Raw genomic sequence first — 19,355 nt, forward strand, 5'->3', positions numbered from 1 at the left:
GCTTGCGGGCGGGCGCGGGGGTGGGCATATCCGGATTATGGCGCTCACCCCGCAATGGCTGGACGAACTGCGTTCGCGCATCACGCTGTCGACCCTGATCGGGCGCACGGTGAAGGTCACGCGCGCCGGCCGCGAATATAAGGCCTGCTGCCCCTTCCATAACGAAAAGACCCCCAGCTTCACGATCAACGACGAGAAGGGCTTCTACCACTGCCTGGCGGCGGACACGCCGGTCATCACCGAAAACGGCCGGATGCCCATAGCGACGCTTGCCGACCGGACCGTGCGTGTTCTGTCGCGCAACGGCGAATGGGTCGCCGCTCCCTTCAGATCCTATGGCGAGCAACAGCTCTGGAAAATAGGGCTTTCGCGTAACGGCGTCCGCAAGGAAATCTATGCCACGTCGGGCCACCGCTGGTTCGTGAACGATCGGTCCCGAACCTATACCACCGAGGAACTGAGACCGGGACATGCCCTTGAAGCGGCACTTCCGGCCAAGCGATCGGATTGGGCACTCGATCCGGACGGCGTGCGGCACGGCATCGTCTTTGGCGACGGGACCATCAGCAAGGCCGTTTACGGCACCCTGAACCTTCATGGCGAGAAGGATGCCCAATTGCGGCACTGGTTCCCGGCCCAGGAGCATCATGTCCACGAGCGCAAGGGTGGAGCCCTTTATCTGCGCATCTATGGCGGTCGCGCCTTTTCGCATATGAAGACGCTGCCCGGCGCCGGCCGGTCGCAAGCCTATCTGCTGGGCTTTCTCGCGGGATATCTGGCCGCCGATGGCCATGTCGCGAAAGACGGCACTGTGATTCTCAACTCATCCTCGGCAGAACATCTGGAAGCGGTCCGCGACATCGCGACGACGCTGGGCATCACAACCTATGGCCGGACGACCCTGATGCGCAAAGGCTATGGAGCCGACCCGAGCCCATTGCATCGCATCCATTTCGTAACCTCCACCCTGTCGGAGGAATTGTTTCTGCTCGATACGGCGCGGCAGCGCTTTGCCGCACGAACGAAGAAGTTCGACCGGTTGCGCTGGGTGGTGCGCTCGGTCGAACCCACGGACCGCATCGAAACCGTCTATTGCGCCGAAGTCCCACGCCACCATGCGTTCGCGCTCGACGACAATATCCTCACCGGCAATTGCTTCGGCTGCAGCGCGCATGGCGACGCGATCCGCTGGATGACCGACCAGCGCGGCCTCAGCTTCATGGATGCGGTCAAGGAACTCGCCGCCGAGGCCGGCATGGAGGTGCCCGCCGCCGACCCGCGCGCCGCGAAAAAGGCCGAGGAGCAGGCGAGCCTGCGCGACGTGACGCAGGCCGCCGCCGACTGGTTCACCCAGCAGCTCGGCAGCAGCAACGGCGCCCCGGCGCGCGACTATCTGGCGAAGCGCGGCATTTCGGAGGCGACGCGCAAGGCCTTCGGCTTCGGCCTTGCCCCCGACAGCCGCAGCGCACTCAAGGAAGCGCTCAAGAAATTCCCGACCGCGATGCTCGTCGAATCGGGGATGCTCATCGCGGTCGACGACAAGGAGCCCTACGACCGCTTCCGCGGGCGGCTGATGATCCCGATCCGCGACGCGCGCGGGCGCGTGATCGCTTTCGGCGGCCGCATTTTGGGCGACGGCGAGCCCAAATATCTGAACTCGCCCGACACGCCGCTCTTCGACAAGGGGCGCACGCTCTACAATCTCGACAAGGCCTCGCCCGCCTCGCGTCAGACGAACCGGATCATCGTCGTCGAGGGCTATATGGACGTCATCGCGCTCGCCGAGGCGGGGATCACCGACGCCGTCGCGCCGCTCGGCACCGCGCTCACCGAGAACCAGCTCGGCATGATCTGGCGCATGGTGCCCGTGCCCGTCCTGTGCTTCGACGGCGACGCGGCGGGACAGAAGGCCGCGATGCGCGCCGCCAACCGCGCGCTGCCGCTGCTTCGCCCGGGCTTCAGCCTCGCCTTCGCAACGCTGCCCGCGGGGCAGGATCCCGACGACCTCGTCCGTGCACGCGGCGCCGCGGGTTTCCTCGAAGTTCTCGAAGACGCGCAGCCGCTCGTCGAGCGCCTCTGGGCGCATGAGGTTGCCGCCGGCCCGCTCGCGACCCCCGAGGAGCGCGCCGCGCTCAAGACGCGCCTGCTCGCGCATGCCGATGCGATCGAGGATGCCGACGTCCGCCACCATTATCGCGAAGCCTTTCGCGAGCGGCTCGACACGCTCTTCACGCGCAAGGCGCCCGAGCGCGGCCCGCGCGTCCCCTGGGCGCCGCAAGGCCCGCGCGGCGGTGGCCGCGGCCGCTTCGCCCCCGACCCGCGGCTGCAACCTCCGGCCGACGAGACGCGTAGTATCGGCCAGGCCGGAATCGCCGCGCCGCTGATCGCCGCGCTGCTCGGCGGATTGCTGCGCCACCCGGAGGCGCTGCGCCGCCACGAGGAGGCACTTTGCCGCCTGCCGGTCGGCGATTCCAGCGACGCCGAACTGCTCGGCACAATGCTTGACACGGCCATGCGCCAAGAAGGGCTTGATACTGAGGGCTTGCTTGCCATATTGGAGCCGATGAAAGTGTATAATAGGGCGACGACATTGCTCAGAGCCGATGGAATGCACTTCTCGTTCAATCGCAGGCTGGACAGCAAGGACGGGGCCGATGCGGCGCGGAAGGCCGCGCTTCGCGACCTCGACGAATTTATCGGCGTGCTCGTGACGCAGCCCGAAATCCGCGCCCGGCTCGCCGAGGCGACCGCGGATTTCCAGCGCACGATGGACGACGCAGGATTGGAGCGACAGCAAAAGCTGCGCGCGATGGACGAGGATCTGACCCGCCGCCTGGCCGCGCTGTCCGAAGACAGCCCGCAGGCTTGATGACTTTTCGCCTCTAGGCAGGAATGAATATGGCCACCAAGAATACCGAAGCCGATACCGACGCCCCGCTGATCGACCTCAACGAGGCCGACGTCAAAAAGCTGATCGCGCGCGGCAAGAAGCGCGGTTACCTGACCTATGACGAATTGAACGCCGCGCTGCCGCAGGACGAGATGTCGTCGGAGCAGATCGAGGACATCATGTCGGCGATCAGCGACATGGGCATCAACATCGTCGAGAGCGACGAGGACGTCCAGGAAGAGGCCGACCAGGAAGCCGACGACGATGTCGACGTCAGCGCCGGCACCGGTTCGCTGTCGAACCCCGCGGTCGAGAAGAAGAAGGAAACGGTCGATCGCACCGACGATCCCGTTCGCATGTACCTGCGCGAGATGGGCGCGGTGGAACTCCTCAGCCGCGAGGGCGAGATCGCGATCGCCAAGCGCATCGAGGCGGGCCGCGACACGATGATCCTGGGGCTCTGCGAAAGCCCGCTGACCTTCAACGCGATCATCGAATGGTCGAACGCGCTCAACAACGGCGACATGCAGCTGCGCGAGATCGTCGATCTGGAAGCGATGCTCTCGAAGGACCCCGCGCCCGAAAACCTCGACGAAGAAGGCGCCGAGGACGACGGCGAGATCAGCGAGAAGACCGCCGGCGTCTCGTTCAAGGACGAGGACGAGGTCGAGGAAGAGCCCGCCGCCGATTCGGATGACGAGGACGGCGAAGGCACTTCGGGCAAGCGCGAGAGCTTCGAGGAAGACGACGAGGACAATACGCTGAGCCTCGCGGCGATGGAGGAATTGCTCAAGCCCGACGCGCTCGAGAAATTCGCCAACATCACCAAGAGCTTCAAGGCTTTCTCGAAGCTGCAGGAATCGCGGCTCGAAGCGCTGTCGCTCGGCGGCGAATTCCCCTCGGCGTCGGAAAAGAAGTACCACAAGCTGCGCGAGGAACTCACCGCGCAGGTCGAGAGCGTGCAGTTCCACGGCACCAAGATCGAATATCTCGTCGACCAGCTCTACAGCTACAATCGCCGCCTGACCGCGCTCGGCGGCCAGATGCTGCGCCTCGCCGAGCGCCACAAGGTGCCGCGCAAGGCCTTCCTCGACAATTATGTCGGGCGCGAGCTCGAGGAAACCTGGCTCGAGGCGGTCGGCTCGATCGACAAGAAATGGGCGGCCTTCGCCGAGAACGAAGCGAGCGCGGTCGACCGCATCCGCATCGAGATCAGCGAAATCGCGCAGGCGGCGGGCATGAGCCTCGTCGAATTCCGCCGCGTCGTGAACATGGTCCAGAAGGGCGAGCGCGAAGCGCGCATCGCCAAGAAGGAAATGGTCGAGGCGAACCTCCGCCTCGTCATCTCGATCGCGAAGAAGTACACGAACCGCGGCCTGCAGTTCCTCGACCTCATCCAGGAAGGCAATATCGGCCTGATGAAGGCGGTCGACAAGTTCGAGTATCGCCGCGGCTACAAGTTCTCGACCTATGCGACCTGGTGGATTCGCCAGGCGATCACCCGCTCGATCGCCGACCAGGCGCGCACGATCCGCATCCCGGTCCATATGATCGAGACGATCAACAAGCTCGTGCGCTGCAGCCGCCAGTTCCTCCACGAGAGCGGCCGCGAGCCTACCCCCGAGGAAATGGCCGAGCGCCTGTCGATGCCGCTCGAAAAGGTCCGCAAGGTAATGAAGATCGCCAAGGAGCCGATCAGCCTCGAAACGCCGATCGGCGACGAGGAAGACAGCCACCTCGGCGATTTCATCGAGGACAAGAATGCGGTCATCCCGGTCGACGCCGCGGTGCAGTCGAACCTCAAGGAGACGGTGACGCGCGTGCTCGCATCGCTCACGCCGCGCGAGGAACGCGTGCTGCGCATGCGCTTCGGCATCGGCATGAACACCGACCACACGCTCGAGGAAGTCGGCCAGCAGTTCAGCGTGACCCGCGAACGCATCCGCCAGATCGAGGCAAAGGCGCTGCGCAAGCTCAAGCACCCGAGCCGCTCGCGCAAGATGCGGTCGTTCCTCGACCAGTAAGCGGGATTTGCTCGGTTAGATTTAGGGCGCGGGGTAAAACCCGCGCCCTTTTGTTTGGAGCGCATCGTCGAGGACCGATATCGGGCGACGGTTTGGGGAACGTCCGCTCTCCACCCCAACACCGCCATCCTGCGACAAATGCTTTGAACCCCGCCCCCGTATTTGCCATTGGCGTAAATAATGCCCGCCACGCCGACCTTCGCCGAAACCGCCGCCGAGGCCTGGGCGCCCATAAGCGGCTGGGGCGCCAAAGCGCGCAGCGCCGCGCGCGCCGCGCGCATCCGGCTCGAAGCGCTGAAGCGGCGCCCGCAAACCGCGCCCTTCGTTCGCTGCCTCTACGCCCACGCCGTCTTTCCCGACACCGTCCCGACCTTCCGCGCCTTCCTCAAGGCCGCGAAGCAGGAAGGCGAGTTCGTCGACACGCCGACGCTCCGCGCGATCATCGCGGACGGCAGACCCAGCGACGGCCGCTTCTTCCACCTGAGCTTCGACGACGGCTTCGCCAGCGTCTACGAAGCCGGCGGGCCGGTGATGGAGGAGGAGCTTGTCCCCTATACGATGTTCGTCGCGACCGACCTGATCGACGCCGACCCCGACACGCTCGCCGCCTATTTTGCGCATATGCCCGCCTACCGTGCGCGCGTCCGCACGCTCGACTGGCCGCAAGCGAAGGCGGCCGCCGCGGGGATCGGCGAGATCGGCTGCCACACGCGCACCCATGCCCGGCTGTCGAAGATCGCAAACGACCCCGCGCGTCTGACCGACGAGATCGCGGGCGCCAAGGCGATCATCGAGGGGCATGTCGGCCGGCGCTGCGACAGCTTCGCCTGGCCCTATGGCACCGCGAGCGACATCGACGCCGCGGGCCGCGCGGCGATTGCCGACGCGGGCTTCACCAGCAATTTCAGCGCGGTGCGCGGCGCGGTCCGGCCCGGCGCGACCGACGTCATGGACATCCCGCGCCACCAGCTCGAATTCCACTGGCCGCTGCACGAACTGATGGTCTGGGCGCGGGGTTTCCGCGAGGGATGACGCTGCGCGTCGCCCTGATGACCAGCGGCCCGATCGGCGGCTCGGGCGTCGTGCTCGAACGGCTGACGCGCGTTCCCGAGGTCGATCTCGTCTGCCTGATCGTCTCCGAGACGATCGTCGCCAAGCGCAGCCGCAAGAAGATGCTCCAGAAGATCTGGAAGATCGGGCCCCTCGGCGCGCTCAACGGCATCCGCATCCGCAAATGGTTCGGCCACGACATGCGCACCGACGCGCGCGAGGTCGCGAAGGCGCACGGCATCCCGATCGTCACCGTTCCGCGCGTCAATTGCGACGAGACCGTCGAAGCACTCAAGCAATACGCCCCCGACGTCGGCCTCTCAGTCGGCAACTCCTATATCGCCTCGCGGGTTTTCAGCGTGCCCGCGCAGGGCTTCGTCAATTTCCACGGCGAGCTGCTCCCCGAATATCCGGGCGCGCAGAGCGTCGTCTGGCCGATCTATTTCGGGCGGACGCAGTCGGGCTACACGATCCACCGCATCAACAAGGGCATCGACACCGGCGACATCCTCTACAAGCGCGCGGTCGACATCGAATTCCAGCCGAAGCTCGCCGACACGATCCGCCGCACCAACGACAAGGTGCGCGAGGAGTTGCCCGAGGCCTTCGCCGCGCTGCTCACCGACTGGGACACGCACGCCGCCGCGGCGGTTCCGCAGCAGGCCGGGCGCCATTTCACGACCCCGACCTTCTGGGAATATCTGCGCATGGAGCGCAACAACAAAAGGCTGTGGCGCGAAGCCCAGCGCTAAGCATCGGCACCCGCGATTGTGCATCGCACAATTTTTTCCGCCAAGCCTCTTAAAATCTTCATCTTTGCGCCCCAGATAGCGCCCCGGCCATGATCGCGGCGGGCATGTAACCATCGGCATTATCGCTGCGAACAAATGGTCGATTTTCCCGCTCAATGGGAATTCGCCCAAGACTAAAAACACCTGCCCGCGCGGCCAGAACCCGAAAAAGCCCGGAAATCCGGGACTGCGCAAAATTGGCACGCCCATTGCTTAACATGGGACAGAGCCGCGGTATCCCCCAACCGCGGGCAAGAGGAAAGACGAGACACATGAGCCAGGACAATCTCTTCCAGCGTCGCGACACGATGTTCGGCATCTGCGAAGCCGTCGGTCAGGACTTCGGCTTCAACCCGACCTGGCTGCGCCTGGCGTTCATCGCCCCGCTCTTCTTCTTCCCGGTCCAGACCTTCGCCGCCTATTTCGGCCTCGGCGCCGTCGTGCTCGCCTCGCGCCTGATCTTCCCCGCGAAGAAGGCCGCGGCCCAGCCCGCGCTGACCGCGGTCGAGGGCTCGCGTCCGGCCGAAGCCACCGAAGAACTCGCGCTCGCAGCTTGATCGACGCCGGGCGGGCACTCCCTCTCCCCGCGCCCGCCCGCGCTTCGATCCGCCCGGCCGCCGGACGATCTCCCGGCCGTGCAGCAACCGGCGCCGGCAAGCATCCCCCGCTTGCCGGCGCCTTTGTGTCTCGGCCTGACACACAGATTCCGCAGATGGCGGACCCCTCATAAACGCGCTGTTTACTGCGTTGCGCTATGCCGTCCGGATGAAGTTCGGCAGCATCGCTGCCCGCAGGCAAGGAAGTCGCGTTGAGCCAGTCGCCCCAGCTCCAGCCGCAGGCGCGCAGCGTCGCCGAAATGCTCGATTCGCTGGTCGCCAGCGAGGGCACCGGCGCGCATCGCCATGTGCGCGCGGGCGGGTTGTCGAACGGCCCCGACGCGATGCGCAACCTCGCCGACGCCGTCCATTTCCTCTGCCTGCTCCACGGTCGCCATCCGGGCGTGATCGACCTCGCCGCGCGCAAGTCGGTCGACCCCGTGTCGCGCGAATGGATGGACGAGGCCGCCGACGCCTTCGTCCAGGAACGCGCCTTCCTCTCGAAGATCGCCGCCGCGGTCGGCCCGGTGCCCAGCACCCAGGGCCAGGACCAGTGCGAGGCCGCGGTCGCCGCGCAGCGCAAGGCGCTCGACATGCTCGCCGAATCGGACCGCCACGGCTGCGCCGTCGGCGCCGCGATCGCGCTGACGCTCGACTGGCGCACGATCCGCGTGCTGCTCGACATCAGCGCGCAGCGGCTCGACATGGCACCGCCGCGCTGCGCCCTCCCCGACCTCCGCGACACCGCGCGCCTTGCCGGCGCGGTCGCCGACACCCCCGCCGCCGAACGCGCCTTGGTCTTCGGTGCGCAGCAGCTGATCGCGCAGCACAGCGGCCTCTGGGACCTGCTCGAAGCCCGCGCCGCGAGCCGCCACCATTAAACCATATCTCCCCTCCCGCAGGCGGGAGGGGAGATTAGATTTGCACCCTCCCCCGCCCCCCGCTATGCCCCTTGACGTTCACGTTAAGGGAAAGGCTCTCCGCCCATGCGCTTCGAAGGAACCAGCGCCTATATCGCGACCGACGACCTGAAGGTCGCGGTCAACGCCGCGACACTGCTGCGCCGCCCGCTGCTCGTGAAGGGCGAACCCGGCACCGGCAAGACCGTGCTGGCCGAGGAAATCGCGAAGGCCTTCGACGCGCCGCTGATCACCTGGAACATCAAGTCGACTACGAAAGCCCAGCAGGGCCTCTACGAATATGACGCGGTCGCGCGCCTCCGCGATGGCCAGCTCGGCGAAGAGCGCGTCCACGACATCCGCAACTATATCCGCAAGGGCAAGCTGTGGGAGGCGTTCACCTCGCCCAAGCTCCCCGTGCTGCTGATCGACGAGATCGACAAGGCCGACATCGAATTCCCGAACGACCTGCTCCAGGAACTCGATCGCATGGCCTTCCATGTGTACGAGACCGACGAGACGATCGTCGCGAAGGAACGCCCGATCGTCGTCATCACCTCGAACAACGAGAAGGAACTGCCCGACGCGTTCCTCCGCCGCTGCTTCTTCCACTATATCAAATTCCCCGACCGCGACACGATGGCGTCGATCGTCGAGGTTCACTTCCCGGGCATCCAGAAGACGCTCGTCAGCCGCGCGATGGACATCTTCTACGAAGTCCGCGACGTCCCCGGGCTCAAGAAAAAGCCCTCGACCAGCGAGCTGATCGACTGGCTGAAACTGCTCCTCAACGAGGACATGCCGCTCGAGGTGCTCCAGAACCGCGACGTCGGCAAGGCGATCCCGCCGCTCCACGGCGCGCTGCTCAAGAACGAGCAGGACGTGATGCTGTTCGAAAAGCTCGCCTTCATGGCGCGCCGCCAGGGCAGCTGACCGCCTGCCTTCCGCTCATATGGCGAGCGCTGCGGAATTGCAGCGCCCGCGCGGTCTGATATCCTTCGCGCCGATAACGACGGGGTGAGGCATGGCGGACACGAACGGCAAATCCTTTTCGGGCAGCTGCGCCTGCGGCGTAGTGACCTATCGCATCGCGGGCGAGCCCTTTGCGGTGCGCCAATGCTGGTGCCGCCATTGCCAGAAATTGTCGACCGGCGGCCCGACGCACAACGCCTTCTTCCGCACCGACGCGATCACCGCCGAGGGGACGATCGCATCGAACGTCCACGCCGCCGACAGCGGCAACCAGCTGACATGGTATTTCTGCCCCGCCTGCGGGACGCAATTGTTCGGCGCGTCGTCGGCGCGGCCCGAGATGCGCGCGGTGCGCCTCGGCAGCCTCGATCAGGCGCACGAGCTGGAGCCCACTATCGCGATCTGGGTGCAGGAAGCGCCCGCCTGGGTCCGCATCGACCCCGCGCTGGAACAGCATCCGGGCCAGCCATAGGCCCCTCGGTTCAGAGCTGGTACGCGACCTCGACGTCGCCCCAGCGGCGCCCGCCGATCACCACCGGCATATAGACGTTGCGCACCGTGACATAGTTGGTGCCGTCGCCTTCCTGGCGATAGACCGCCATGAAGAAGGGCGCATTGCTCTTCTTCGCGGCCTTGTCGGTGTCGTCGAACAGGATGCGCCCGTTGCGGCAATGCGCGGTGTCGTGGACGACATCGCCGGTCGGCGCGCGCGAGCAGTCGGTGATGTGCGTCGGCAAAAAGCCGTTCATGTCGCCCGCCGAGGACATCTTCACCTCGGGATGATTGCTCACGATATGGTCGAACAGCGGCCGCCAATTGGTGTCGGCCCAGTCGCAGAGGCTCGTGCGGAAACGTTCGGGGTTCGACCCCGGCACGCGGACATAATTGGTGTCGAACAGCTGCTCGGTCGACAGCTCGCCCTTGGCGAGCGCCAGTTCGGCGATCGCGACGAACTGGTCGCGCACGCGCGAGGCAAGCTCGACCACCGCCGAATCCTTCGGCGACACCCCGGCCGAGATCACGGCGTTGAACATGCGGTTCGACACATGCTCCATCTTCAGGATCGAATCGCGCGTGCCGTCGAGGGTCGCGCTATTGTCGCGCACCGACGCGACGACGCGGTCGACCGCGTCGCGGACCTTGGCGCCATTGGCATGCACCATCGCGCTCGACTGCGCGATGCGGTCGCTCTGGTCGTCGAGCAAGGCGACAAGGTGCGTCGCGTCGTGCAGCGCGTCGGTGATCGTCTCGAACTGCGCCTCGGCGCGGCTCGACTGCTCGACCCCCGACTGGATTTCGGTGACGAGGCCCGACGCCTCGGTCGCGAGGCTGCCGATCGACCGGCGAATCTCGTCGGTGGCGCTGCGCGTATTCTGCGCCAGCTTCTTCACCTCGGCGGCGACGACGGCGAAGGTGCGCCCGGCATCGCCCGCGCGCTCGGCCTCGATCGCGGCGTTCAATGCGAGCATGTTGGTGGTCTTGGCGATCGACTCGATCGACTGGCTGACCTGCTGCACCTGCTCCATCACCGCGGCGAAATTGGTGACGTGCGTGCCGAGCCGCGCGATCAGGTCGATGACCGAACGGAACTCGCTGACCGCGGCGTTGACGCGTTCGGCGCCGGTGTCGAGCTGCTCGCAGGCGCGCGCCGACAGCAATTTCGCCTCATCGGTCGAATCGGCGATCTGGCGCTGGTCGGCCTCGAGGCCGACGACAAATTCCTCGAGCCGCCCGAGCTCGACGATCTGGCGGTCCATCTGGTCGGTCGAACGCTTGATCCGCCCCGCCGCCTCGCTGCACCCGACGGCGAGCTCGCCGCAGTCGCCCGCGACCGACTGGTCGAGGATCGGAGCCGCCGGATTTATGGACTCGAATTTCATTGCGCCACCCACTCTGAATTAATCCGCAGGTGATGACCGATAATGGTTAACGGGGGGTCAATGGGAAGCGAGAGCCAAAAGTCGGCTTTGGGGTGGGAAGCCGACGCCCCCTCAGCATAACCTAATTGCGGCTCTGATCCCCTCTTTGGAGAGTGCGTGGGCCAGCCACTCGGCTTCCGCTTTCGTGCCAATTCGGAAATGAGGAAAGGATTGTAGCAAGGCGGCGGTATCAGCGTTCGATAACGACAATGTGCGTTTTGCAATGTGAACGGAATTTGGCTTATCCGCACCCTCTACCAAAACTTCCCACGTACCTTGAGATTTAAGCAACTCAGCGCGCAGGTCGGCGGGACCGCTCCCAGTCCCGTCCTCTTCTGCTTTCCCCGAAATTGGGCATGTAATCGAACGGTACCACCGTAGCTTACCGTCGATGGCCGACTGCCCGAAGACGGCGTGATCGAGCCCGCCGCAGTAAGGGCAGGAAACTGCCGTCACAGATTGATCGAAATTTGTGCCCACGGGTCTGCTGATGACAGTGCTTTCGAATGTCCGCAACCGGTCGTTAGCGGCCATTTGCGCCAACCCGATCAAAAACCGCTTTCCGAATAAATCCCGCTGTGGCATGTTCTTCTTTCGTTCTTTGATTCCGTGGATATCCGCCCGCCGTCCCCGCCGTCCGGGGCAATCCTCGTGGTCGGCCACCGGAGACAAAACCCGTCGCCCAACCAGCAGGGAAGACCTCGGAAAAAATGCGTCATTGGGCTGAACTTTCCTGAACTTTGCCCCGGCGCCGGTTAAAAATCGCGCCGCATCGCTAATTCGCGAATGAAGGTGCGCCGGTTTCCGCCACTCTGTCGCGATCCAATGGCGCGCACTTTCCGTTTACGTAAAGCAGTTGCGCCCGCCCCCGCGACCGTTTACGCTTTACCCCATGCTGTTCGGCTTCCTCGAAGAACTCCGCACCGCGGGTATTCCCGTGAGCATGAAGGAGCATCTGCTGCTGCTCGAGGCGCTCGACCGCGAGGCGATCGACCGCAGCCCCGAGCAATTCTACTACCTCAGCCGCGCGATCTATGTGAAGGACGAGGGCCTGCTCGACCGCTTCGACCAGGTGTTCAACAAGGTCTTCAAGGGCCTGCTCACCGATTACGGCCAGAACCCGGTCGACGTCCCCGCCGACTGGCTGAAGGCGGTCGCCGAGAAATTCCTGACCCCCGAGGAAATGGCCGCGATCGAATCGCTCGGCGACTGGGACAAGATCATGGAGACGCTGAAGGAGCGGCTCGAAGAACAGCAAAAGCGCCACGAGGGCGGCAGCAAGTGGATCGGCACCGGCGGTACCTCGCCCTTCGGCAATTCGGGATATAACCCCGAAGGGGTGCGCATCGGCGGCGAGAGCAAGCACAAGCGCGCGCTGAAGGTCTGGGAAAAGCGCGAGTTCCAGAATCTCGACAACACCAAGGAGCTCGGCACCCGCAACATCAAGATCGCGCTCCGCCGCCTCAGGAAATTCGCGCGCGAGGGCGCGGCCGACGAGCTCGACATCCCGGGAACGATCGACGGCACCGCGCGCCAGGGCTGGCTCGACATCCGCATGCGCCCCGAGCGGCGCAATGCCGTCAAACTGCTGCTGTTCCTCGACGTCGGCGGCTCGATGGATCCCTTCATCAAGCTCTGCGAGGAACTCTTCAGCGCCGCGACGACCGAGTTCAAGAATCTCGAATTCTTCTATTTCCACAATTGCCCCTACGAAGGCGTGTGGAAGGACAACAAGCGCCGCTGGTCCGAACGCCACCAGATGTGGGATATCCTCCACAAATATGGCCATGATTACAAAGTGATCTTCGTCGGAGACGCGTCGATGAGCGCCTATGAGATCACCCATCCGGGCGGCAGCGTCGAACATTTCAACGAGGAATCGGGCGCGGTTTGGATGCAGCGCATCACCCATGTCTATCCCGCCGCGGTGTGGCTCAATCCGGTGCCCGAGGCGCATTGGGGCTACACCCAGTCGGTCAAGCTGATCAAACAGCTTATGAACGACCGCATGTACCCGCTGACGCTCGCCGGCCTCGACGACGCGATGCGCGAGTTGACGCGCAAGCATTGACGCGGGCCATGGCGGCGCTAGGGGCGCGAAGATGTTCGACCTCCCTCTCCTGACCATCCTGCTGCTCACCGGCTTCATCAACCTGATCGGCGCGCTCGCTTATGCCGCGCGCATCGCCGGGGTGCGGACGCGGCGGATCGCCATGTCCTTCGCGCTGTTCAACATCCTCGTGCTCTTCTCGCGCACCTCGAACAGCTTCCTCGGCCCCTTCCTTGCCAAGCGCATCGAGACGCGCATCCACGACGGCAGCGGCCTCTCGCTCTTCCTAGACATGCAGTTCGTGCTCGCCGCGGCGAGCGTCGCGACGCTGGTCGGCATCCTCCTCGTACCCACCGGCCAGCGCATGTTCGCCGCGGCGATCGGCTGGTATCAGGACAACCGCTCGACGACGCGGCTCGCGCTGAAAGCCGTCAGCCCGACCGGCCTGCGCACGCTCCGCCAGTCGCTGACCTTCCCCAGTCTGTCGCACCTCAAGAGCTGGAAAATGCCGAAGGGCATCGGCTGGGGCGTGCTGATCGCCAACTGCCTCGCACAGTCGCTGCTCGCCGTCGGCGTCGTCGCCTCGCTCTACGCCGGCTACCTCGCCCCCGAATTCCGCGTCACCGCGTCGCAGCTGTCGGCGCTGATCAACGGTTTCGCGACGATATTGTTGTTCGCCTTCATCGACCCGCAATTGTCGGTGATGACCGACGACGCGGTCGAGGGCAAAGTCGACGAGGCCGATTTCCGCCGCGCGATCACCTTCATCTCGCTGAGCCGCCTCGCCGGCACGGTGCTGGCGCAGGCGCTGCTGCTCCCCGCCGCGATGCTGATCGCCTGGGTCGCCGTGCATGTCTGAGCCCGCGTCGGGCCAAGGGGGGGCGCACAGCCGCTTCCACACGGTCCGCTCCCGGCTCGAGGCGATGGCGGTCGAGCCAGGGCCGCGCGGCTGGTTCCTCGAATTCCTCGTCTTCGGTTTCAAGCAGGGCTGGGCATGCCTGTTCGGCGGCCTGATGCTCGCGCTGCTGCTCGGCACGCATCTCTTCTGGCCCGAAAGCGCGCCGCTCCATCGCTACGACGCGATCACGATCGGCGCGGTGCTGATCCAGCTCTTCATGCTCGCCTTCCGGCTCGAGACACCGAAGGAAGCGCTGGTCATCCTGATCTTCCACATCGTCGGCACGGTGATGGAATTGTTCAAGACCGCCGCGGGCTCGTGGCAATATCCCGAGGCGAGCCTGCTCCACATCGGCGCCGTCCCGCTCTTCTCGGGCTTCATGTACGCCGCGGTCGGCAGCTATATCGCCCGCGTCTGGCGCATCTTCGATTTCCGCTACACCGGCTATCCGCCGCTATGGGCGACCTATGCGCTGGCGGCCGCGATCTACGTCAATTTCTTCGCGCACCACTGGCTGCCCGACATCCGCTGGCTGCTTTTCGCCGCGACCGCGTGGCTCTTCTGGCGCTGCCAGGTGTGGTTCCGCCCGCTCCACATCCACCGCCGCATGCCCCTGCTCGTCGGCTGGGCCATGGTCGCGCTGTTCATCTGGTTCGCCGAAAATATCGGCACTTTCGCCAGAGCCTGGACCTACCCCAGCCAGGACGGCGGCTGGCACATGGTCGGCCTGGAAAAGCTCGGCAGCTGGTATCTGCTGATGATCATCAGCTTCGTGCTGGTCAGCCTCGTGCAGCGACCGAAGGCGCCCGATTAAGCGAACGGCCGGTCGATCGACGGCGGCGGTTCGCTGAACCATTTGGGGCCCGTCTCGGTCATGTAGAAACAATCCTCGAGCCGGATCCCGAATTCGCCGGGGATATAGATGCCCGGCTCGTTGGAGAAGCACATGCCCGGCGCGAGCTTCGTCGTCTCGCCGCGCACCAGGTTGACCGGCTCGTGCCCGTCGAGCCCGATGCCGTGGCCGGTGCGGTGCGAGGTGCCGGGCAGCTTGTAATGCGGCCCCCAGCCGAGCCCCGCATAATAGCGGCGCACCGCATCGTCGACCGCCCCCGCCGGCGTGCCGAGCTTCGCCGCGGCGAAGGCGACGTCCTGCCCCTTGCGCATCTGGTCCCACACCTGCCGCTGGCGCGGGTTCGCCTTGCCGTAGACGAAGCTGCGCGAAATGTCGGACTGATAGCCGTGGACGGTGGCGCCGCAGTCCATCAGCACGACTTCGCCGTCGCGCACCGCCTGCGGCTTGCCCGACCCGTGCGGATAGGCGCTCGCCTCGCCGAGCAGGATCAGCTCGAACTCGCTGCGCCCGCCGAGCGCGGTCGTCGCGGCCGCCATGATCGCGCCGATGTCGGCGGGGGTCATCCCCGCCTCGATCCGCGGCGCGGTGTGGCGATAGGCGGCGATGGTGATGTCCGACGCGATCTGCATCAGCGCGATCTCGGCTGCCGACTTGTGCATCCGGCACCCGCGCACCACCGGCGCACCGTTGACCACCGTCGCCTCCGGCATCGCCTTTTCGAGCCCGTCGACCGCGAAATAGCGCACCGTTTCCTCGACGCCGATCTTGCCCTTCGCCAGCCCGCGCTTGCCGAGCCAGGCCGCGACCGCCGCGAGCGGATTCTCGTCCTCGTTCCACGTCAGAACCTCGGCATCGATGCCTAGGCTCTCGCGCACCGACGGTTCCTCGAAAAAGGGCGTGACGACCGCGACCTCGCCTTCGCGGGTCAGGATCGCCGCGGTCAGCCGCTCGCTGCGGTTCCAGCGCACCCCGGTGAAATAGATCAGGCTCGACCCCGGCTCGATCAGCAGCGCGCCGATGTCGTTCGCGGCCATCAGTTCCTTCGCCTTGGCGAGGCGCGCCAGACGCTCGGGCTTGCCGATCGGCACCGCCTTCGCCGCGAGGTTCGGGAGGCCCGCGGTGTCGGCGGCGAGCACCGATGCCGGCAGCGTCGCCGCCAGCCCGGTCAGCGCCGCGGTTCCCAGAAAGTGCCGCCGGTACATCGTTTTCCCCTCAGTCATAGATCAGCAGATCGGCGATCTCGGCGCGCCACGCCGCCTCGTCAGGCCCCGCCAGTGCATCGAGATCCCCCGCCTCGGCCGCGGCATCGTCGACCCATTCGCGCAGGCCCGTGCCGCCGTTGATCACGTCGATCGCGAGCACATCGTCGGTATATTCATATTTGAAATCCTTGCCGCGCCAGATCGGATAGTCGGGATAGAGCGACCGGATCGCCTTGAACCCCAGCGCCTGCACGCGCCACGGCCGGAACGCCGCATGATCGTACCAGCCGCCCTCGGCATGGATGAACACGCCGTTGTTCAGCACCTTCATATGCTTGTGGAAGGTCGGCTCGAACCAGATGTCGCGCAGCCTGCACCCCGCGAGCCATCCGGGCGCGAGCCGCTGCATCTCGGCGATCACCCCCTTGGCGTCGATATCGGGCGCGCCGAAGAGTTCGAGCGGACGCGTCGTCCCGCGCCCCTCGCTCAAGGTCGCGCCCTCGACCATCACCGTCCCCGCATAGGCGCGCGCCATGTTGAGGTTCGCGGCATTGGGGCTGGGGTTGATCCACACGCGCTCGGTGGGCCAGCCGAAGCCCGGGCCATCGGGCTGCCACCCCTCCATTTCGATCACGCGGTACTCGACGTCGAGCCCGAAATGGCGGATGAACCAATGCCCCATCTCGCCCATCGTCAGCCCGTGGCGCATCACCATCGGCCCCGCGCCGACAAAGCTTTCCCAGCCCGGCTGCAGTAGAGTGCCTTCGACCGGTCGCCCGGCGGGATTGGGCCGGTCGAGCACCCACACGCCCTTGCCATGCGCCGCCGCGGCTTCGAGCACATAGAGCAAGGTCGTGACATAGGTATAGATGCGGCAGCCCAGGTCCTGCAGGTCGACCAGCATCACGTCGAAGGTGTGCATCGACTGCCCGCTCGGCCGCCGCACCTCGCCATAAAGGCTGAACACGGGCATGCCATAGGTCGGGTCGGTGAAGTCGGGCGACTCCATCATATTGTCCTGCAGGTCGCCGCGCACGCCATGCTGCGGCCCGAACACCGCGGTGACGTCGATCCCGGCGGCGACCAAGGCGTCGATGCTGTGCGTGAGGTCCGCGGTAACCGAAGCCGGATGCGCGAGCAGCGCGACCCGCTTGCCCTCGAGCGGTTTGCGAAGCGCGGGGTCGGCGAGCAGGCGGTCGATACCGAAGGCAATTGTCATGCGGGCGGAGGTGCCCCAAGCGTCAGCGCAAAGCAATCGGGATGATGGAAGTCGGGCTTGCCCGGCGGATGGCGCAGCGCCCAGTAGCTTTTGGTGCCGTCGGTTTCTTCGACGACGGCGGAGAGGGCTGCTAGGAGCGGAGCATCCGTCCACCCCCGCGGCAACTGAACCGTCGCCTCCAGCGCGAGATGCGAGGCACTGCAATCAAGGAATATCGCGGGGGGCTCAATATCGAGATTCTCGCCGCCGTCGCGATAGCTCGCAAACCGGTACGCCGCCCATTGGCTCGACGGCGAAAAGTTGAACTCCAGATATCCCGGCTCGCCGGGCTGCTTGAGAAAGAGTTCACAGCACGTCGTTTTCCAGAGCCCGTCGGCCCGGTCGCGTTCCGCCGGGTCAGGAAGCGTGAGGTCAGTCTCGGGCACTTCGATATGATAGCGCAGCCACAGGGCGCCGTCGGGAGACAACTCGAATTGCACTTCGACGCTCTCAACCGCGCGCGCCGGCGCTTCGGGGTGCGCGATGAGCATCAAGCCTACGGTAGGCTCCGGCCAATCCGGCTCGAGATCAAGCGGCATCATATTCTCCCTGGCTGCCGCGAACTAAAACCAAGGACCGTCCGCATACAAGCTTGAGACAAGCCGATTGGTCGGAAACGAACCGAGTTGGGTTTACCCGTTTCCCATGCTAAGCGCCCGCGCGCTATGACCAGTTACAAATCCGATCTGCTCCGCGTGCTCGACAGCCGCGGCTATATCCACCAACAGACCGACGCGGAAGGGCTCGACGCCCTTGCCGCCAAGCAGATCATTCCCGCCTATATCGGCTTCGACGCCACCGCACCCAGCTTGCACGTCGGCAGCCTGGTCCAGATCATGATGCTGCGCCGCCTGCAGCAGACGGGGCACAAGCCCGTCGTGCTGATGGGCGGTGGCACCACGCGCATCGGCGACCCCACGGGCCGCGACGAGAGCCGCAAGATGCTGGACGACGCGACGATCGAGGCCAATATCGCGTCGATCCGCACGATCTTCGAACCCTTCCTGACCTTCGGCGACGGCCCGACCGACGCGGTGATGGTCAACAACCACGACTGGCTGGGCCAGCTCGGTTATATCGAGTTGCTGCAGGAGGTCGGAACCCACTTCACGATCAACCGCATGCTGACCTTCGACTCGGTCAAATTGCGGCTCGAGCGCGAACAGCCGATGACCTTCCTCGAATTCAACTACATGATCCTGCAGGGCTACGACTTCCGCCACCTGTCGAAGGCGATGGGCGTGCGGCTGCAGATGGGCGGGTCGGACCAGTGGGGCAACATCGTCAACGGGATGGAGCTTGGCCGCCGCATGGACGGCGCCGATCTCTATGGCCTGACGACTCCTCTGCTGACCACCGCGGCGGGCGCCAAGATGGGCAAGACCGCCGCCGGCGCGGTATGGCTAAATTCGGATCAACTGTCCCATTTTGATTACTGGCAGTATTGGCGCAACGCCGACGACCGCGACGTCGGCAAGTTCCTGAAGCTGTTCACCGACCTGCCGCTCGACGAGATCGCCCGCCTCGAAGCGCTCGAAGGCGCCGAGATCAACGAGGCGAAGAAGATCCTCGCCGACGCCGCGACCGCGCTGTGCCGCGGCGACGAAGCGGCGCGCACCGCCGCCGAGACCGCCGCGCAAACCTTTGAAAAAGGGCAGATCGGCGGCGATCTCCCGCAGGTCGCGGCGCCCGCCGAAGGCATCCGTATCCTCGATGCGCTCCGCGAACTCGGCTTCGCGGCGTCGAACAAGGAGGGGCGGCGCAAACTCGACGAGGGCGCAGTCAAGGTCGATGGCGTCGTGATCCGCGACCCCAATCATGTGATTTCGCCCGCCGCCGACCCGGTGCCGCTGAGCCTCGGTGCCAAGAAGCACGGGCTGGTCACACGCTGACGGCTTGCCGCAGCGTTTACCACTTCTTAGGTGAATCGCGGCGATCACTTCGCGCTCGACC

General features: G+C 65.4%; 16 protein-coding genes. 12 read left to right on the top strand and 4 right to left on the bottom strand.

Going from position 1 to position 19,355, the window contains the following annotated elements:
- Positions 1–37 precede the first annotated feature (37 nt).
- From dnaG to ATE62_RS09495, 8 genes are all read left to right on the top strand, one after another.
- Positions 38–2,869, top strand: a complete 2,832-nt coding sequence (gene dnaG, locus ATE62_RS22880) for a DNA primase (protein WP_082662707.1) — start codon at positions 38–40, stop codon at positions 2,867–2,869.
- Positions 2,870–2,898: 29 nt separating this feature from the next.
- On the top strand, positions 2,899–4,914 hold the full coding sequence (gene rpoD, locus ATE62_RS09465) for an RNA polymerase sigma factor RpoD (protein WP_058809999.1): 2,016 nt from the start codon (positions 2,899–2,901) through the stop codon (positions 4,912–4,914).
- Positions 4,915–5,094: 180 nt separating this feature from the next.
- Positions 5,095–5,946, top strand: a complete 852-nt coding sequence (locus tag ATE62_RS09470; protein ID WP_058809987.1) for a polysaccharide deacetylase family protein — start codon at positions 5,095–5,097, stop codon at positions 5,944–5,946.
- A complete protein-coding gene (locus ATE62_RS09475) occupies positions 5,943–6,716 on the top strand; it encodes a formyltransferase family protein (protein ID WP_058809988.1) in 774 nt (257 codons plus the stop codon). The genes ATE62_RS09470 and ATE62_RS09475 overlap by 4 nt, the downstream gene beginning before the upstream one ends.
- 311 nt (positions 6,717–7,027) lie before the next feature.
- On the top strand, positions 7,028–7,312 hold the full coding sequence (locus tag ATE62_RS09480; protein ID WP_058809989.1) for a PspC domain-containing protein: 285 nt from the start codon (positions 7,028–7,030) through the stop codon (positions 7,310–7,312).
- Positions 7,313–7,563: 251 nt separating this feature from the next.
- Positions 7,564–8,232, top strand: a complete 669-nt coding sequence (locus ATE62_RS09485; protein WP_058809990.1) for a DUF6975 family protein — start codon at positions 7,564–7,566, stop codon at positions 8,230–8,232.
- Positions 8,233–8,337: 105 nt separating this feature from the next.
- Positions 8,338–9,183: an AAA family ATPase gene (locus ATE62_RS09490; protein WP_058809991.1), complete on the top strand. Its 846-nt coding sequence runs from the start codon at positions 8,338–8,340 to the stop codon at positions 9,181–9,183.
- 91 nt (positions 9,184–9,274) lie between these two features.
- Positions 9,275–9,694 (top strand): GFA family protein, encoded by a 420-nt coding sequence (locus tag ATE62_RS09495; protein WP_058809992.1) that lies wholly within the window; start codon positions 9,275–9,277, stop codon positions 9,692–9,694.
- 10 nt (positions 9,695–9,704) lie between these two features.
- Here ATE62_RS09495 and ATE62_RS09500 read toward each other — a convergent pair whose 3' ends face one another.
- The gene (locus ATE62_RS09500) at positions 9,705–11,102 is read right to left on the bottom strand and encodes a methyl-accepting chemotaxis protein (protein WP_058809993.1); all 1,398 of its coding nucleotides are present in this window, start codon (positions 11,100–11,102) and stop codon (positions 9,705–9,707) included.
- Positions 11,103–12,033: 931 nt separating this feature from the next.
- Between ATE62_RS09500 and ATE62_RS09505 the strand changes: the two genes are divergently transcribed.
- From ATE62_RS09505 to ATE62_RS09515, 3 genes are read left to right on the top strand one after another with little or no spacing between them, the layout of a single operon-like run.
- Complete coding sequence (locus tag ATE62_RS09505) at positions 12,034–13,212, top strand: vWA domain-containing protein (RefSeq protein ID WP_058809994.1); 1,179 nt, start codon at positions 12,034–12,036, stop codon at positions 13,210–13,212.
- A gap of 31 nt (positions 13,213–13,243) precedes the next feature.
- The gene (locus ATE62_RS09510; RefSeq protein ID WP_058809995.1) at positions 13,244–14,050 is read left to right on the top strand and encodes a lipid II flippase Amj family protein; all 807 of its coding nucleotides are present in this window, start codon (positions 13,244–13,246) and stop codon (positions 14,048–14,050) included.
- On the top strand, positions 14,043–14,903 hold the full coding sequence (locus ATE62_RS09515) for a DUF817 domain-containing protein (protein WP_058809996.1): 861 nt from the start codon (positions 14,043–14,045) through the stop codon (positions 14,901–14,903). The genes ATE62_RS09510 and ATE62_RS09515 overlap by 8 nt, the downstream gene beginning before the upstream one ends.
- On the opposite strand, the gene ATE62_RS09520 is transcribed toward ATE62_RS09515, so the two are convergent.
- The 3 genes from ATE62_RS09520 to ATE62_RS09530 are packed head-to-tail and all read right to left on the bottom strand — an operon-like array spanning position 14,900 to position 17,944.
- Positions 14,900–16,144: a M24 family metallopeptidase gene (locus tag ATE62_RS09520; protein ID WP_058818504.1), complete on the bottom strand. Its 1,245-nt coding sequence runs from the start codon at positions 16,142–16,144 to the stop codon at positions 14,900–14,902. The genes ATE62_RS09515 and ATE62_RS09520 overlap by 4 nt on opposite strands.
- Before the next feature lie 10 nt (positions 16,145–16,154).
- The gene (locus ATE62_RS09525) at positions 16,155–17,357 is read right to left on the bottom strand and encodes an exo-beta-N-acetylmuramidase NamZ family protein (RefSeq protein ID WP_058809030.1); all 1,203 of its coding nucleotides are present in this window, start codon (positions 17,355–17,357) and stop codon (positions 16,155–16,157) included.
- Between the two features lie 2 nt (positions 17,358–17,359).
- A complete protein-coding gene (locus ATE62_RS09530; RefSeq protein WP_231736223.1) occupies positions 17,360–17,944 on the bottom strand; it encodes a DOMON-like domain-containing protein in 585 nt (194 codons plus the stop codon).
- 123 nt (positions 17,945–18,067) lie between these two features.
- Here ATE62_RS09530 and tyrS point away from each other — a divergent pair, with 123 nt between their 5' ends.
- Positions 18,068–19,294, top strand: a complete 1,227-nt coding sequence (tyrS, locus tag ATE62_RS09535) for a tyrosine--tRNA ligase (protein ID WP_058808983.1) — start codon at positions 18,068–18,070, stop codon at positions 19,292–19,294.
- Positions 19,295–19,355: the final 61 nt, after the last annotated feature.

The organism is Sphingopyxis sp. HIX, from assembly GCF_001468285.1.
Taxonomy (GTDB): Bacteria; Pseudomonadota; Alphaproteobacteria; order Sphingomonadales; family Sphingomonadaceae; genus Sphingopyxis.